Origin of the sequence: Mycolicibacterium frederiksbergense, assembly GCF_012223425.1 — a bacterium.
GTDB classification, from domain to species: domain Bacteria; phylum Actinomycetota; class Actinomycetes; order Mycobacteriales; family Mycobacteriaceae; genus Mycobacterium; species Mycobacterium frederiksbergense.
The window spans coordinates 5,041,430-5,057,344 of sequence record NZ_CP038799.1 but is presented as its reverse complement, the minus strand read 5'-3'; the positions used below and the strand labels follow the sequence as shown (position 1 = coordinate 5,057,344).

The window sequence follows — 15,915 nt, the reverse complement described above, 5'->3', positions numbered from 1 at the left end:
GTCATCATAGGACGGCCGAGGGCGGCGGACGCGTTTCCGCGCCCGCCGCCCGGTTGTGGTCAGCTGCAGTCGACCTTGATCTCGAACTTCTTGGTGATCATCCCGGCCATCGGGTTCGCCATGTCGGCGCCGACAGCCTCACCGGTGATGGTGTACGTGCTGCCGTCGACGGTGACGTCGGCCTTTCCGGAGCTCGCCCCGGCCATCGAGGCCACCGCGAGGGCATTTCCGTCGACCACCAGTCCGACCGACTCGACCTTGGGAGCGGCATCGTCGGTCATCACGACGCCGAGGCCCTGTTGGCCGCCGACGGCGGCGCTGGCCACGTTGATCTTGCCCCCGGCCTTGACACAGGTCACCGAGTTGAGGTCGAGGCCGGCCAGGTCCTGGCCCTCCACCTTGACCTGGGTGCTGCCGCCGCTGGCGACCGCAGCGGTGCTGCCGCTGGTGTTGCCGGCGCCCGACGCGGCGGGCTCGCTGCCCTTGTCGTCCGAGCAACCCACCAGTACCGCCGCGGTGGCGAGCATCCCGATCCCGGCGGCCAGAACGCGATTCTTCGTCATGTGTATGTCCTTTTCCTTTGCCCGCCGCCCCTGTGGCGCCGTCGTAGGGCAAGTACATCCGTGACGAATCGCTACCGATCCCAACTTCTGCAGCGGGTACGGTGTCGTCATGCCCGATGACCAGCAGCCTTCTGCGGGTGAGCCGATCGACGCCGAGGTAGTTCCGGCCGACGATGTACCCGCCGGGCAGGCTCCGGTGGAGCTCACCCCGATTCCGGTAGATACCGGCTACACCACCGCCGGGGTGCCGACCTTCGACTCGGTGCGCGAGAAGATCGAGACCCGTTTCGGCACCGCCATCGGGTCGGCGGAGCTCGCCGAGGACACACCCGAGGGCCGTTCGGTGGCCGAGCAGTACGAGCAGCGGCAGGAGGCAGCCGCCGAGCGGCTGAAGCAGATCCGCGAATCGATGAACCGGGACTAGTGCGCTCGTTCACCCTTGCCGAAAGGCGCGCCCGGCTGGCCCGGCGGCACTTTCTCGGCGAGCACGGCCCCGACGCATCGGCGGTGACATCGGCACTGGTGGGCCTGCATGCCACCGATCCGGCTACCCCGTATCTGTCGCTGTGGGCCAGGATTCCGGATTTCGACCGTGCCGACCTGGACGCCACGCTCTATCACCAGCGGACGCTGGTCAAGCATCTCGCGATGCGGCGCACGTTGTGGGTGGTGCGCGCCGAGGCGATAGCGACGGTGCAGGCGGCATCCAGTGATCGGGTGGCCGACAGCGAGAGCCGCAAGCTCATTGCCGACGTCGAGAAGGCCGGGGTGGCCACCGACGGCGCCGAGTGGTTGCGCACGGCGTGCGCGGCGGTGCTGGCCTATCTGGAGGCCAACGGCCCGACCAGCGCGACCCAGTTGCGCGTGGCGCTACCGGAGTTGGCGGGGACCTACGATCAGGCACCCGGAAAGCCTTGGGGTGGAGCCACTCCCCTGTCGCCTCGGGTCATCACCGTGCTCGCCGTCCGCGGCGAGGTCGTCCGCGGCCCGAATCAGGGCGGCTGGACATCGTCGCGTCCGCTGTGGGTGTCGGCGGCCTCCTGGCTCGACACGTCAGATTCCGCCGAGCCCGACGCCGCGAGCGCGGAGTTGGTGCGCACCTGGCTGCGGGCGTTCGGCCCGGCCACCGTCGCCGATATCAAGTGGTGGTTCGGCCACACCCTGACCTGGACCCGGCGCGCCCTGGCCGATATCGGCGCCGTCGAGGTGGAGATGCACGGGACACCGGCGGTGGCCCTGCCCGATGACCTGGAACCCGAACCGGATACCGAGCCGTGGTGTGCGTTGCTGCCGGGTCTCGATGTCACGACCATGGGCTGGGTCGATCGGGACTGGTACCTGGAGGGTCTGCGCGGCGCGGTGTTCGACACCCGCGGAAACGCGGGGCCGACGGCGTGGGCGGATGGCCGTGTGGTCGGAGGATGGCGGCAGTCCGGCGATGGCCGGGTCGAGCTGCAGGTCATCGCCGATGTCAACCGTGGGACTCAGAAAGCGCTGCAGCGCAAGGCCGATGAGCTGACCGAATGGCTCGGCGGAGCGGTGATCAAACCACGGTTCCCGTCCCCGTTGTCGAAGAGGTGAGCTACGCGGCCGCATGCGCGCGCCTCACTCGCCTTGACCTCAACCACCGTTGGGGTCCTACCGTGGCGGCATGAACCTCGGCCACTATGGATTCACCGTCGACCCGGCCTCACCTCACGCTCACGAGATCGAGGACCTCGGGTTCGGCACGCTGTGGGTCAACGGCGGCCAGATCGACCGGCTGGACGTTCTGACCGATCTGCTGGCAGCCACCGGGCAAGCGGTGATCGCGCCCGCGATCATCCCGCCGGACGTGTTCGGCACCGACGAGGTGATCGAGCTGTACCGCAATGCCGAGGCAGCGGCACCGGGTCGGTTGATGATCGGTCTGGGCTCATCGCACCAGAAGCCGTTGGCGGCCCTGTCCGCGTACGTGGACGACCTCGACCCGATACCCCGAGATCGGCGTCTGCTGGCGGCATTCGGGCCACGCACACTGGATATCGCCCGGAACCGCTTCGCCGGCGCCATGCCGGGAATGGTCACCCCGGACTACACCGCGACGGCGAGGCAGCGGCTCGGCGACGACGCGCAGCTGATCGTCGGCCAGTACGCGGTACTCGACACCGATCCCCACAAGGCCAGGGCGACGGCCCGCACGCCGCTGCGGTTCCTGATGGACATGCGCAGCTACACGGATTCTGCACGCCGCCAAGGCTTCACCGACCACGATATCGCGACGCTCAGCGACGCCCTGGTGGACAGCATGGTCGCCTGGGGCAACGCCGCCGACATCGCGGCCCGCGCCCGGCAACAGCTCGCTGCCGGCGCCGACCACGTCTACCTCAGCGTGTTGTCCGACGGGACCCAGCCGGCCGGCGTGGACGCCGCCCGGTTGTTGGCCTCAGCGCTCAGGCACTGACCTTGCGCCGCCGGCGGGTCTTGGGCGCCGGGACCTCGACCGGTTCGGCCGCCCCCTCGAGCATGTCGACGAGGAACTGCCCGGTATAGCTCTCCGGGGTCGCCGCCACATCCTCGGGGGTGCCGGCCGATACGACCGTGCCACCGCCCGCACCGCCCTCCGGGCCCATGTCCACGATCCAGTCCGAAGTCTTGATGACATCGAGGTTGTGCTCGATGACGATCACCGTATTGCCCTTGTCGACAAGGCCGTTGATGACCTTGAGCAGTTTGCGGATGTCCTCGAAATGCAGGCCGGTGGTCGGTTCGTCGAGAATGTAGATCGTGCGACCGGTGGACCGCTTCTGCAACTCGGCGGCCAGCTTGACCCGCTGGGCTTCGCCACCGGACAGCGTCGGCGCGGGCTGTCCCAGCCGCACATAACCGAGCCCGACGTCCACCAGCGTCTTGAGGTAACGGTGAATCGAGGAGATCGGCTCGAAGAACTCGGTGGCCTCCTCGATCGGCATGTCCAGCACCTCGGAGATGGTCTTGCCCTTGTAGTGCACTTCGAGCGTCTCGCGGTTGTACCGGGCACCGTGACAAACCTCGCACGGCACGTAGACGTCGGGCAGGAAGTTCATCTCGATCTTCAGCGTGCCGTCACCCGAACAGGCCTCGCAGCGACCGCCCTTGACGTTGAACGAGAACCGGCCCGGCTGGTAACCGCGCACCTTCGCCTCGGTGGTGGCGGCGAACAGGGTGCGGATCTTGTCGAACACCCCGGTGTAGGTGGCCGGGTTGGACCGCGGGGTCCGCCCGATCGGCGACTGGTCGACACGCACCAGCTTGTCGAGCTGGTCGATGCCGTTGATCCGGGTGTGCCGCCCGGGCACCTGCCGGGCGCCGTTGAGCTTGTTGGCCAGCACGGTCGCCAGGATGTCGTTGACCAACGTCGACTTGCCCGAACCGGACACTCCGGTCACCGAGGTGAGCACCCCGAGCGGGAAGGTCACGTCGACCTCTTTGAGGTTGTGCTCCCGCGCGCCGACAACGGTGAGTTGGCGCTTGCGGTCCACCGGGCGGCGGATGGCGGGCACCTCGATGCTCTCCTTGCCGGAAAGATAAGCGCCGGTGAGGGATTCCGGGTTCTTCAGCAGATCTTTGTAGGTTCCGCTGTGCACGATGCGCCCGCCGTGTTCACCGGCGTACGGGCCGATGTCGACCACCCAGTCGGCGTGCGCGATGGTGTCCAGGTCGTGCTCGACCACGATGAGCGTGTTGCCCAGATTGCGCAGTCGCACCAGCGTCTCGATCAGCTTGCGGTTGTCGCGCTGGTGCAGACCGATCGACGGTTCGTCGAGCACATAGAGCACGCCGACCAGGCCGGAGCCGATCTGGGTGGCCAGCCGGATCCGTTGTGCCTCACCGCCGGACAGCGTCGCCGCCGCCCGCGACAAGGACAGGTACTCCAGCCCCACATCGAGCAGGAAGCCGAGCCGGGATTGGATCTCCTTGAGCACCTGGCCGGCGATGGCCTGCTCACGGGTGCCCAGGGTGAGGGCGTTGAGGAATTCGGCGCAGTCGGCGATCGACAGCTCGGCGACCTCGGCGATCGACTTGGCGCCGTGTGTGCCGGCCGCCAAAGTGACCGCGAGAATCTCCGGCTTGAGCCGGGTCCCCGAACATTCCGGGCACGGGATGTCCCGCATGAAGCCCTCGTAGCGCTCCTTCATCTGCTCGGAGTCGGTCTGCTCCATGCGGCGCTGCAGGAATGCCAGCACACCCTCGAAGTCGGCGTAGTACGAGCGCGTGCGTCCGTAGCGGTTCTTGTAGCGCACGTGTACCTGGTGGTCGGAGCCCTCCAGGATGGCCTTGCGCGCCTTGGCGGGCAGCTTCTTCCACGGGGTGTCCACATCGAAGCCGAGCTCGTCGCCGAGGCCCGACATCATCCGGGTGAAGTATTCGGCGGTGTGGCCCATCGACCAGGGAGCGACGGCGCCCTCGGCGAGCGTCATCTCCGGGTCGGGCACCACCAGGTCGGGGTCCACCTCCTTCTTGATCCCCAGGCCGGTGCATTCGGGGCAGGCACCGTAGGGCGAGTTGAAGGAGAACGAGCGCGGTTCGAGATCGTCGACGGCGAGCGGGTGCCCGTTGGGGCAGGCCAGCTTCTCCGAGAAGCGCTGTTCGCGGTGCGGATGCCCCTCCTCCCGGTCGACGAATTCGAGCACGAGAATGCCGTCGGCCAGCCCCAGCGCCGTCTCCACCGAGTCGGTGAGCCGCTGCTTGCTGCTGGCCTTGACGGACAGGCGGTCGACGACCACCTCGATATCGTGTTTTTCCTGCTTCTTGAGCTTCGGCGGGTCGGTCAGCGGGTAGACGACGCCGTCGACGCGCACCCGGCTGTAGCCCTGGGAGTTGAGCTTGTCGAAAAGGTCGACGAACTCACCCTTGCGGGTGCGCACCACCGGGGCCAGCACCTGGAACTTGGCGCCCTCCTCCATGGCGAGCACCTGGTCGACGATCTGCTGCGGGGTCTGCCGGGCGATGCGCTCCCCGCAGACCGGACAGTGCGGGGTGCCGGCGCGTGCATAGAGCAGACGCAGGTAGTCGTAGACCTCGGTGATGGTGCCGACGGTGGAGCGCGGGTTGCGGTTGGTGGACTTCTGGTCGATGGATACCGCCGGGGACAGGCCCTCGATGAAGTCGACGTCGGGTTTGTCCATCTGCCCCAGGAACTGGCGCGCATATGCCGACAGCGATTCGACGTAGCGGCGCTGCCCCTCGGCGAAGATCGTGTCGAAGGCCAGTGAGGACTTCCCGGAACCGGACAGGCCGGTGAACACGATCAGGGCGTCACGCGGCAGATCAAGGTCGACTCCACGCAGGTTGTGCTCACGCGCACCCTTGACGATCAGACGGTCAGACAACGGGGTTTCCTCCCAAGACAGAATTCACGGCCAATGCTATGTGCACCCACCGACAAGCCCGAGTCGAGCCGGATAGCGTGGGACGAATGACAGCCCTCGTCGAGAATTACACCGGCCATGTCGACCCCGGTACCGCGGCACGGCGCACCCTGCCCGCGGCGACCATCGTCAAGGCTTCGGTCGGCCCGATGGACAACAACGCCTACCTCGTCTCGTGTTCCGCGACCGGCAAAACCCTGCTCATCGACGCCGCCAACGACGCCGATTCCCTCATCGAGCTGATCACCGAACACGCCCCCGACATCGCGCTCATCGTGACCAGCCACCAGCATTACGACCATTGGCAGGCCCTCGAGGCCGTCACCGCGGCCACCGGCGCCCCGACCGCGGCACACGCCCTGGACGCCGAGCCGTTGCCGGTGACCCCGGACCGCATCCTCGCCGACGGCGACACCGTCACCGTCGGCGAACTCACCTTCGACGTGATTCACCTCCAAGGACACACCGAGGGTTCGGTCGCTCTCGCCCTGAGGGGCGCCGACGGCGAGGTCACCCACCTGTTCACCGGGGACTGCCTGTTCCCGGGGGGGATCGGCAAAACCTGGAAGGACGGCGACTTCGACCGGTTGCTCGACGACGTGTCGAGCAAGGTGTTCGACGTATACCCGGATTCCACCGTGGTCTACCCCGGCCACGGTGATGACACCACCCTGGGCGCCGAACGGCCGCACCTGGCCGAATGGAAACAACGCGGATGGTGAGGCCCGCCCCGGACAAACCCGGTCCCGGCCAGGAATCGGTCTGGGACTACCCGCGCCCGCCGCGGCTCGAGGAGTTCCGTGGCTCGATCACCATCGATCTGGGTGGCGAGCGGATCGCGTCGACGGATCACGGCTGGCGGGTACTGGAAACCAGCCACCCTCCGACGTACTACCTGCCCCGCGCGGCCTTCGCCCCCGGTGTGCTGCGCGAGGCCACCGGGTCGTCATGGTGTGAATGGAAAGGCCGGGCCGCCTACTTCGACCTGGTCGCCGGGGACACCGTGGCGCCGCGGGCGGCGTGGACGTATCCGGCACCGACCGCCGGGTTCGCAGCCCTGACCGGCGCCATCGCGGTGATGGCCGCCGCGGTGGACCGCGCCACGGTCAACGGCGAGGACGTCATTGCCCAACCCGGCGGGTTCTACGGCGGCTGGATCACCAGCTGGGTGACCGGCCCGTTCAAGGGCATACCCGGCTCGATGGGCTGGTGAGCTTCGCCAGCTTCGCGATGACCTGCTCCCCGAACTGCGCGATGACGTCGGTCGCCCGCGCCAGGCTCTCGCCGGGCACCTGGACCTGAATCCAGGTCACACCCAGATCGGCGAGCTGCTGCACGCCGCCCAGATAGGCGGCGGCGTCGAAGTCATCGGTGCCGGGCACACCACCGACGGCATTGCTGAAGGTGACGTCGACGGTTGCCGGGTCCCGGCCGGCTTCGTCCAGGCGCCGTCGGAGATCGTCGATCCCGGCCCTCAAGGTCTCCAGCGAATCCATCGGGTCGGTCCGCGCGGTCTGGGCCAGCACACCGGCCGCCGGGAACGGGCACCAGCCGTCACCATGCGTGGCGACGCGGCGGCGCGCGGCGGCGGTGTTGCCGCCGATCCAGATCGGCGGCGGTGCGGTGGGCCGGGGGTGCGCGGTGATCCCGGCAGCGGTGAAATGCCGGCCCTCGACGCTGATGTCATCACCGGTCCAGACCGCGCGGATGACTCCCAGCGCCTCTTCGACCAGCGCGCCGCGCTCGTCGAAATTCACACCGAGCGCGGCGAATTCACGTTTGAGGTAGCCGACACCGACGGCAAGGGTGAATCGGCCGCCGGACAGCAGGTCCAGCGTCGCGCCGGCCTTGGCGACGACGAAGGGATTCCGGTACGGCAGTACCACCACGTTGGGGATCAGCCGCAGCGTGGTGGTGTGGGCCGCAGCGAAACCCATGGCCACGAAGGGATCCAGCGCATCGTGTCCGCCGGCGTCCAGCCATTTCTGGGTCGGCGCAGGATGATCGGTGAATCCGAACCCGTCGAAACCCGCCGCCTCCGCTGCCGCGGCCACCGCCGCCACCCCGGCCCCGGTGACGAACTCCGGGTTGTAGGGATGGCTGTGCATCGGATAGGTGAAGGCGAATTTCATCGAACTCCTTTCGGCGGAGCGTAGTTCGGCCGCGGTAGGCCGAGTGCGTGCGCAGCGATCATGTTGCGGAACACTTCGAGCGTTCCGCCGTAGATACCGGTCGGCCCGGCCAGCCGGAAGATGTGCTCTGCTCCGCCGTTGTCGGCGGCGCCCGAGGCATCGACCGGCAACGCACCCGCGGAACCGAGCAGGTCCATCAGATCGGGCGCGATGTCCCGCATGGTCTGCGCGATGGCGACCCGGCCGTACATATCGGAGGCACTCATGGCCGCCTCCAGGCGCGCCACCGCCCGGCCCAACCGGTAATCGGGCGCGACGGTGCGGGCAACGCCGTCGACGGCGTCGGCGGTCAGCAGGATGTGCTCGGTCATGGTGGCGATCTTCTGCAGGCCACCCGCTTCGCGCTCGATGGTGCCGTGCTCGGCGTTGAGCGCCTCCCGCAGCACCGCCCATCCCCCGTTGACGTCCCCGATGCGGTACTCGTCATCCACCCGTACATCGGTGTAGAAGGTGATGTTCGTGCGATCGCCGTCGACCGTGCGGATGGGCTGGATCTGCACACCGGGCGAATCCATCGGCACCAGGAACATGGTGAGGCTCTGATGCTTGGGGGCGACCGGGTCGGTATTGGTGATCAGGAAGACGTACTGGGCGTTATGGGCATTCGAGGTGAACATCTTGGAACCGTTGATGACCCAGGTGGATCCATCCCGTGCCGCACGCGTCTTGCAGGTGGCCACATCCGAGCCGCCCTCGGGCTCGGTGTAACCCAGACAGAGCCGCAGTTCACCGGAGAGCACACCGGGCAGTATCCGTTCGGCGAGCCCCGCAGCGCCGAAGGCCTGCACCGATTTCGCCACCATGGCCGTTGTGCCCCAATGAAACCAGGGCGTGTGCGCGCGGCCGATCTCCAGTTCCCAGATGCGCCGTCGCACCGCACTGAATCCGCCGTCGGCCTCGGACCGGTAGTCGGCGGCCAGATATCCGGCCGCGCCGAGGGCCAAATGCACTGTCTCGTCGAAATTCTCGCCGGTCTCACGATCTCGGCGGATCACCTCTTCGGTGACGACCCCAGCGAGAAAACCGCGCAGCTCCTGCTGAAACGCCTCGTCCTCGGCCGACAGCTCCACCCGAGAGAAATCCACCCCGATACCGTGACACTTGCGCGACTATTTGTAAAGGTTGCCGCGGGCACGCCAAAAGCCGAGGCCCGGCGCCACCGCATGACGGCGACGCCGGGCCTCGGCCTGTGAGTCTGACGAGGGTCAGGACGTGTGCACGATGAGCACGTCGATCTTCGATCGACGGGCCACATTCGCGGGCACCGACCCGAGCAGGCGGCCCGCGATGGTGCTCAGACCGACGTTGCCGACCACCAGCAGGTCGGCCTTCTCGGCTTCGGCGAGCTCGACCAGCGCGTCGACGGGGGCACCCACGATGGCCTTCTCCACCACTTCGGTGGCGCCGGCGGCCTTGGCCCGATCGGTGGCCTCCCGCAGGATCGCGTAGATAGGTGCGTTGCCGGTGGCCTTGTAGCCCTCGTCCTTGAGGACGTCGGCGGCGTGATGATCCTCGCTCTGCGGGAAGTAGGCGGTTGCGACGATTACTCGTGCACCCGATCCCCCGGCAATCTCCCCGGCCCGGTCCACTGCACGCAACGACGAATCAGATCCGTCCGTGCCGACCACCACGGTCCGATAGGCGCTCATTCATGCCCTCCCAGTGTCGATTGCTAAGCCACCCGAGACATTAACGCGTTGCTCGACGGCCGTGGGGCCGATTCACCACACGCGGCGCGTCCTGCACTGTCTCGTCGGCGCTGTTCGGGTGTTGATGCTAGTCCGAAACCGAGCACGTGCGGGGTATCAGTGAGGAAGGTGACGCTCCCGGTCGGGGTGTTTGCGGACCGCATGCGGGCCCCGGAGTGAGCCGGGTCAACCCGATACAGATGACGCGACGGGTGTCACTTAAGTTGAGAGGTATCGGTACTTACGCCATCACCGGATCGGCATCCGGCATGGGAGCACAGGCGGCCCGGCAGCTCACGGCATGCGGACACCGGGTGATCGGTGTCGACCTCCGCGACGCCGACATCATCGCAGACCTCTCCGAGCCTGCGGGGCGACGCAGCGCGGCAGCAGAGGTGCTCGCGGCCGCGGGTGGCGTGCTCGACGGGGCCGTGCTGGCGGCCGGCCTGGGTCCCGGATCCGGCACAGATCGCAATCGGCTGATCGCACAGGTGAACTTCCTCGGCGTCGTCGAACCACTCCTGGCATGGCGTCCGGCCCTGGCCGCGGCGAACCGCGCGAAGGTGGTCGTGATCGCGAGCAACTCCACCACCACGGTGCCGATGGTGCCTCGTCGCACCATCAACGCCCTGCTCGCACACGACCCGGACAAGGCGGTCCGCAGTCTCCGGCTGCTCGGCAGGCACGGTTCGGCACTGATGTACGCGGCTTCCAAGATCGCGGTCAGCCGGTGGGTGCGCCGGCACGCGGTGACGCCGCTGTGGGCGGGCGCGGGAATTCGGCTGAATGCGCTGGCGCCGGGCGCGATTCTGACGCCGCTGCTGGAAGCCCAGCTCGCCGAGCCCATGGAGGGCAGGGCGGTGCGCAGGTTCCCGATTCCTGTCGGCGGGTTCGGCGTGGCCGACCAGCTGGCGGACTGGATCACCTTCATGCTGTCGGATTCCGCCGATTTTCTGTGCGGCAGCGTCATTTTCGTCGACGTCGGAACAGATGCGTTCTTCCGCACGGACGATTGGCCCAACGGTGTGCCGGCCCGCGCGCTCCCGCGCTACCTGTGGCGCTTTGCCCGAGGCACACCGAAGGCCTGACGGCAGCGGTGCGGGCCGGTTGCTCTGCGTCCCGGGCTGGCTGGCGCCGCCACCGAAAGACGTTGCGACCCCGATAATCGCCCCGTGCAGTCCCCTCGTCGCTGTCTGCACGGGGCGACGTCATCAGGCCGGCTTCGGCCGCGACGTGGCCGCGGGCACCGGGCGCACCAGCAGCTGGAACTCGATATCGGTGTCGGCTGCACGCCGCACATCCTGGGCGCAGTGCCGCGCGAGCCGGCGGACCTGCGCGGCCGTCGTGGTCGGCGGCACATCGGTGGTGATGCGCACCGTCGGGCGCCCGCTCGCCGTACGGGTCGCCGCTTTGGCCGACTGCACAGCGGGGTGCCGGGCGAGGTCGGCGGCCGCGGCATCGGCCACCCGCGCCAGATCCACCGCGCCGACGTGTTCGGTGTCCATCGCCCGCACCGATCGGGGCCGCAGATGCAGCAGAAGCAGCCAGAGGCCGATGAGCACGGCGATCGCGCCGCCCGCGCCGAGCGCCACCGACCACCACTGCCAATCCGGGGCACGGCCCACCGCCGCAGCATCGATCCGGGCTGCGGCCGTACGTGCGAATGCGACGTCGAGGCCGTAGCCGAGCACCCACGCCGACCCGGCCAGCAGCAGCAGGGCGGCCACCGCGGTGAGCAGCCGGTCCGTTACCCGCAGGAAGGGCGTCATCGGGGTTCTCCTCCGTTGTCGAGGGTGTTGTCGGGAGTGAGAGCGTCGGGGGCCGTCCAGTCCCGGACCTTGTTCCTGGGCACCCAGATGTGGTCGCCCACGGAGACGTGTGTCCGGCGCCGGGGGGTCACCGACGACACGAGCAGCAGCAGCCCGATGAGGGCGGCCACGGCGGCGATCGGCCAGACCCACCACTGCCACTGCGCATCGGCCACCCACCGCAGTGGGGGCGCGATCCACGGGTCGGCGGAGCTGAGGGCATCCCGGATCGCCACCCCTCCCGCCGCGATCAGGACGGCGGCGACGAGCACCCCGCCGTAGGTGGCCGTGGCGGCGCGCCGCGGCGCGAAGCGTCGGTGCGCGACGCCGATCGGCTCAGCGGCCGGGTCCGCGTCGTATGCATCGGCCACCTGCGCCGGCGTGCGATCGGACTCGACGACGGTGATCGCGACGTCGACACGGTCCGGGCGTTCGGCCAGGGCCGCCTCCAGCTCGTCGGCCACCGCCGCGCGCACCGAGTCCAGGACCGCGGCACCGTCGACCGGCCAGGTGACGGCTACCTGTACGTCGACGGTCTGGGCTCCTTGTCCCCCGCTGATACCGACGGAGGGCAGGGTGCGGCCGGGAACCATGGTGCGTCGGGCCACCACACCGGGCACCGAGAGTGCGGCTCGCTCGACCAGCTGCCGGCGTACGCGGTCGTCGATGACCGTGCGCCCGCGCCCGGCGTGCAACTGCGCCGTCACATCGCTGGTCACGTCAGCGCCCGGACCCGCGACCGAGTGCGGTCAGGTCGATCGTTCCGTCCAGGTGGGCACCGATCGCCGCGCCGGCGGCACCCAGTACGAGCGCCAGCAAGAAGCCGATCAATCCGCCTGCAACGGCGGCGATGGCCAGCAGCAGCCCGGCGAAAAGTCCTGGCAGCAGCAACTTTTCGGTCATTGCTTCTCCTATGTGTTGAGGGTTCTATCTGTTGGCTTGGGGTGAGGTTGATTCGGGTGCCGAGACATCGCCGACGACGACATCGATGGGGACTCCGGCGGCGGCGCTGGCGGCGTGTCGTACCCGCTCCGCGGTTTCCAGCAGCGGCGATCGAAGTTCGAGGACCACGTGCACTTTGCCCCCGGAGCCGTCCAGCCGGACTCCTCCGACGATGCGTCCCGGCAGATACGTGGCGGGCACGCCCGGCCCAGAATGCAGACCGATCACGCCATCGACGGCGGATACCGCCGCGATGACGAGATCGATCCGCTCACTCGAGGTCACTGGACCCGGGGCTGTGCATCGGCCACGAGCGCCGTGCCGTCCTCGTCTTCGGCGAAATGGACGTCGTGGACGGTGATGTTCACCTCGGTCACTTCGAGACCGGTCATGTTCTCGACCGCGGAGATGACGTTGTTGCGGATCCCGTCGGCGAGATCGTGGATGGCCACGCCGTACTCGGCGACGATGCCGATGTCGACGGCCGCCTGCCGCTCGCCGACCTCGACGCTGACGCCCTGGGTGAGGCTCGTGCTTCCTGGCAAAGTCTCGCGAAGTTTCCCGACGACCCGAGCGGTCTGCCCGCCCAGATCATGCACACCGTCCACCTCGCGGGTCGCGATACCGGCGATCTTGGACACCACGACGTCGGCGATGGTGGTCACGCCGTGGTCGGATGCCAGCTTCTCCAGTTCTTTGCCTGCGGTGTCGGCCTGGGCGGCAGAGCTGACCTCACGGGACTGGGTTGCGGCGGTCATCGTTGTCTCCTTCGGTTGCTTTCCAGCTCGGATGCGTTCATCCGGCTCACTGGGTGAGACGCGGCGGGGTGCGCGATGTGCACGCCCACGAGATGTAGAACACACTGTGTTTGAGTTCTTCGTTTTGTGGACAACATGCCGGGGTGCTGGACTCACTGCCCGACGAGACGCTTGCCCGACGGGCTCAACGGGGCGACTCGGCAGCGTTCGATGTGCTGGTCGTGCGACATGCACCCGCGTTGCTGAAATTTGTCAGGCAAACCTATCCTGAGTCCAGCGACTGTGACGACATCGTCCAGGAGACGTTCATCGCGGCGTGGAAGGCGCTGCCGACGTTCGCCTTCCGGTCCAAGTTCCGGACCTGGCTGTACTCCTTGGCGTCACGGAAGACGATCGACGCCCTGCGCCGGCGGCGCCCACAGAGCGATCTCGATTCGGCTCCGGAGACCGTGGATGTTCAGCCGGGCCCGGGACAGCGGGCCGAGCATGCGGCCTTCTTGGCGGCGCTGCACCGCGAACTGGCCACTCTGCCGTATCCGGCCCGCGCCGCATGGTGGTTACGTGAGGTCTACGACCTGCCGTTGGCCGAGATCGCCACGGTGCTGCACACGACGGAGGGTTCGGTACGCGGCCTGTTGCAGCGCACCCGAAAACGCCTGGCCACAACACTCGAGGAGTTTCGTCCATGAGAACCGCTCGGCTGTACAGCGGCAGCCACGTGGGTAAGACTGGAGGACACATGAGCACGGCAGCCGAAGACGACTACGAGGCGACCGCCGAGTCGGCGGCGTGGATCGCTGATGCCACGCGCCGTTTCGCCGGTCTCGCCGAAGCGGATGCCGACGCCGATCCGCGTTGGGCCGAAACGGGTTCCGCACTGAGCCAGCTGCGCGCCGGTATCGCGCAACGCATTTCGGCGCTGCCGCGTCAGGGCAAGTTGATCCGGACTTCGAAGCCGGGGATCGGCGTCAGCCATATCGCGCTCGCCAAACTGTTGACATGGGCGCTGGCCGAGCCGGCAGCCGCGGTGGCGGCCGCGGTCGCCGACGTGGAGGTTACGGTCAAGGACCGTGCGCTGGCGGCGGTGCACATTCACCTCATCGGCATCGGCGCCGACGAACGCGACCGGACCTACCTGCAGGACGGGGACGCGCTGCGAGCGGGTGCCGCACTGGTGCTGCGCGAGGCCATCGGCGACAATTCCGCCGAGATCACAGCCATCTGGGACGACCTGGTGGTCGTCGGCCCGTAGGGCTGTGCTGGAGCGAGTGACGGGAATCGAACCCGTGTAAACGGCTTTGCAGGCCGGTGCCTAGCCACTCAGCCACACCCGCAGCACACATCACCCTGCCATCGACGAAACTGCGGGTACATCGTTTCGATCGCGCTGATTCCTATTGGTCGCGAGACTCAGTCAGCGCCCGCCGCGATCGCCTGGTCCACTTCATCGACCCGGACCGCCATCTCGGCGTGTGCCTTCTCCAGCGCGTCCGCCTGATCCTCGTCGGCCTTCATCAGCGCGTCGATGTCGAAGGCGGCCATGTCGAGCACCCCCATGTCCGCGAACGCCTTCTGCACCTTGTCGCCCCAGAGGCCAATGTCCTTGACGATCGGCACGATTCGGCTGAACAGGTGCGAGCGGAACTGAATCATCAGTGGCGAGTGCTCGACCCATTCGGAACATTCCTTGACATCGAGCCCGAGCGTTTCGAACACCTCCTCGCCGCGGAACCTGTCGCGCATCAGATAGCAGGCCTGCACGACGAACTCTTCGCGCTCGTCACGTTCGGCGGTGGTGAGCGCGGCGTAGTAGTCCTTCAGCGAGATTCGCCCGAATGCCACGTGCCGGGCTTCGTCCTGCATGACATAGGCCAGCAGTTGTTTGGCCAGCGACGACGGCGGTGTCAGATCACGCAGCACCCCGAACGCGGCCAGCGCGAGCCCTTCGATGAGCACCTGCATACCCAGATACGGCATGTCCCAACGAGAGTCGCGCAGGGTGTCCTCGAGCAGCGCGGTCAGGTTGGTGTTGACCGGGTAGACCATTCCGACCTTGTCCTGCAGGAACTTTGCGAACGCCTCGACGTGCCGTGCCTCGTCCATGGTCTGGGTGGCCGCGTAGAACTTGGCGTCCATGTCGGGCACCACCTCGACGATCTTGGCCGCGCACACCATGGCCCCCTGCTCGCCGTGCAGGAATTGCGAGAACTGCCAGGACTGGGAGTGCCGGCGGAACTCCGCGCGACGGGCGTCATCGGCGGCGTCCCACATCGGGCTGCCGAACAGCGGGTGGAACTCGTCGGGCAGCCCGATCGGGTTCAGCGGGTCGACGTCCTGGCTCCAGTCGATGCGGGACTGGGCGTCCCACTGCTTGTCCTTGCCCTTCTGATAAAGGGAGAGCAGACGGGCACGTCCGCCGTCGTATTCCCACGTGAAGCGTGCGTCTCCGACGCTCGGCACCTGCCACGAGTACGGCTCGGGGATCTCCGTGTATTTGTCTCTGGTCGACATCTGACACGTCCTCCCGACACCTCGCGCGTGATGTGTATCACAGTGCGCTCGAGAGGTCCGGTC

19 protein-coding genes and 1 tRNA gene are annotated in these 15,915 nt (G+C 67.8%); 8 read left to right on the top strand and 12 right to left on the bottom strand.

Translation table 11 applies throughout. The features are described from left to right. Positions 1–59 precede the first annotated feature (59 nt). Positions 60–563 carry a lipoprotein LpqH gene (locus tag EXE63_RS27455; RefSeq protein WP_168144550.1) on the bottom strand — a complete coding sequence of 168 codons (504 nt, stop codon included), beginning with the start codon at positions 561–563 and terminating at the stop codon, positions 60–62. A 109-nt stretch (positions 564–672) separates the two neighbouring features. On the opposite strand from EXE63_RS27455, the gene EXE63_RS27450 reads away from it, so the two are divergent. From EXE63_RS27450 to EXE63_RS27440, 3 genes are all read left to right on the top strand, one after another. Further along, positions 673–987 (top strand): hypothetical protein, encoded by a 315-nt coding sequence (locus EXE63_RS27450; RefSeq protein WP_168144549.1) that lies wholly within the window; start codon positions 673–675, stop codon positions 985–987. Then, positions 987–2,144, top strand: a complete 1,158-nt coding sequence (locus tag EXE63_RS27445) for a winged helix DNA-binding domain-containing protein (protein ID WP_168144548.1) — start codon at positions 987–989, stop codon at positions 2,142–2,144. Before EXE63_RS27450 ends, EXE63_RS27445 begins: the two co-directional genes overlap by 1 nt. Positions 2,145–2,214: 70 nt before the next feature. Next, positions 2,215–3,006: a TIGR03620 family F420-dependent LLM class oxidoreductase gene (locus EXE63_RS27440; protein ID WP_168144547.1), complete on the top strand. Its 792-nt coding sequence runs from the start codon at positions 2,215–2,217 to the stop codon at positions 3,004–3,006. Here the strand turns inward: EXE63_RS27440 and uvrA are convergent. Further along, complete coding sequence (uvrA, locus tag EXE63_RS27435; protein ID WP_168144546.1) at positions 2,996–5,914, bottom strand: excinuclease ABC subunit UvrA; 2,919 nt, start codon at positions 5,912–5,914, stop codon at positions 2,996–2,998. The genes EXE63_RS27440 and uvrA overlap by 11 nt on opposite strands. Before the next feature lie 86 nt (positions 5,915–6,000). Between uvrA and EXE63_RS27430 the strand changes: the two genes are divergently transcribed. Both EXE63_RS27430 and EXE63_RS27425 read left to right on the top strand, forming a co-directional pair. Then, on the top strand, positions 6,001–6,675 hold the full coding sequence (locus EXE63_RS27430) for an MBL fold metallo-hydrolase (protein ID WP_168144545.1): 675 nt from the start codon (positions 6,001–6,003) through the stop codon (positions 6,673–6,675). Further along, positions 6,669–7,166 (top strand): DUF427 domain-containing protein, encoded by a 498-nt coding sequence (locus EXE63_RS27425; protein ID WP_234904292.1) that lies wholly within the window; start codon positions 6,669–6,671, stop codon positions 7,164–7,166. Before EXE63_RS27430 ends, EXE63_RS27425 begins: the two co-directional genes overlap by 7 nt. Here the strand turns inward: EXE63_RS27425 and EXE63_RS27420 are convergent. The 3 genes from EXE63_RS27420 to EXE63_RS27410 form a co-directional block, all read right to left on the bottom strand. Continuing rightward, positions 7,135–8,085 carry an LLM class F420-dependent oxidoreductase gene (locus EXE63_RS27420; RefSeq protein ID WP_168144543.1) on the bottom strand — a complete coding sequence of 317 codons (951 nt, stop codon included), beginning with the start codon at positions 8,083–8,085 and terminating at the stop codon, positions 7,135–7,137. The two genes, EXE63_RS27425 and EXE63_RS27420, sit on opposite strands and share 32 nt — an antisense overlap. Beyond that, a complete protein-coding gene (locus tag EXE63_RS27415) occupies positions 8,082–9,230 on the bottom strand; it encodes an acyl-CoA dehydrogenase family protein (protein ID WP_168144542.1) in 1,149 nt (382 codons plus the stop codon). The genes EXE63_RS27420 and EXE63_RS27415 overlap by 4 nt, the downstream gene beginning before the upstream one ends. 120 nt (positions 9,231–9,350) lie before the next feature. Continuing rightward, complete coding sequence (locus EXE63_RS27410; RefSeq protein WP_105363819.1) at positions 9,351–9,794, bottom strand: universal stress protein; 444 nt, start codon at positions 9,792–9,794, stop codon at positions 9,351–9,353. Positions 9,795–10,066: 272 nt separating this feature from the next. Between EXE63_RS27410 and EXE63_RS27405 the strand changes: the two genes are divergently transcribed. Continuing rightward, positions 10,067–10,921, top strand: coding sequence for an SDR family oxidoreductase (locus EXE63_RS27405; RefSeq protein ID WP_168145807.1), 855 nt, complete (start codon positions 10,067–10,069; stop codon positions 10,919–10,921). A 123-nt stretch (positions 10,922–11,044) separates the two neighbouring features. Here EXE63_RS27405 and EXE63_RS27400 read toward each other — a convergent pair whose 3' ends face one another. From EXE63_RS27400 to EXE63_RS27380, 5 genes are read right to left on the bottom strand one after another with little or no spacing between them, the layout of a single operon-like run. Further along, positions 11,045–11,602 (bottom strand): hypothetical protein, encoded by a 558-nt coding sequence (locus tag EXE63_RS27400; RefSeq protein WP_168144541.1) that lies wholly within the window; start codon positions 11,600–11,602, stop codon positions 11,045–11,047. Further along, positions 11,599–12,360, bottom strand: coding sequence for an Asp23/Gls24 family envelope stress response protein (locus EXE63_RS27395; RefSeq protein ID WP_168144540.1), 762 nt, complete (start codon positions 12,358–12,360; stop codon positions 11,599–11,601). Before EXE63_RS27395 ends, EXE63_RS27400 begins: the two co-directional genes overlap by 4 nt. A 1-nt stretch (position 12,361) precedes the next feature. Continuing rightward, positions 12,362–12,544, bottom strand: a complete 183-nt coding sequence (locus EXE63_RS27390; protein ID WP_168144539.1) for a DUF2273 domain-containing protein — start codon at positions 12,542–12,544, stop codon at positions 12,362–12,364. Between the two features lie 24 nt (positions 12,545–12,568). Further along, a complete protein-coding gene (locus tag EXE63_RS27385) occupies positions 12,569–12,868 on the bottom strand; it encodes a hypothetical protein (protein WP_168144538.1) in 300 nt (99 codons plus the stop codon). Continuing rightward, on the bottom strand, positions 12,865–13,341 hold the full coding sequence (locus EXE63_RS27380) for an Asp23/Gls24 family envelope stress response protein (RefSeq protein WP_168144537.1): 477 nt from the start codon (positions 13,339–13,341) through the stop codon (positions 12,865–12,867). The genes EXE63_RS27385 and EXE63_RS27380 overlap by 4 nt, the downstream gene beginning before the upstream one ends. A 143-nt stretch (positions 13,342–13,484) precedes the next feature. Between EXE63_RS27380 and EXE63_RS27375 the strand changes: the two genes are divergently transcribed. Next, positions 13,485–14,030 (top strand): RNA polymerase sigma factor, encoded by a 546-nt coding sequence (locus EXE63_RS27375; RefSeq protein ID WP_210000050.1) that lies wholly within the window; start codon positions 13,485–13,487, stop codon positions 14,028–14,030. A 50-nt stretch (positions 14,031–14,080) separates the two neighbouring features. Beyond that, entirely contained in the window at positions 14,081–14,593 is a 513-nt protein-coding gene (locus EXE63_RS27370; protein ID WP_168144535.1) for a hypothetical protein, read from the top strand. Positions 14,594–14,601: 8 nt separating this feature from the next. On the opposite strand, the gene EXE63_RS27365 is transcribed toward EXE63_RS27370, so the two are convergent. Then, positions 14,602–14,675: transfer RNA gene (locus EXE63_RS27365), tRNA-Cys, on the bottom strand. A gap of 76 nt (positions 14,676–14,751) precedes the next feature. After that, complete coding sequence (locus EXE63_RS27360) at positions 14,752–15,852, bottom strand: ferritin-like domain-containing protein (protein WP_168144534.1); 1,101 nt, start codon at positions 15,850–15,852, stop codon at positions 14,752–14,754. Between the last annotated feature and the right edge of the window lie 63 nt (positions 15,853–15,915).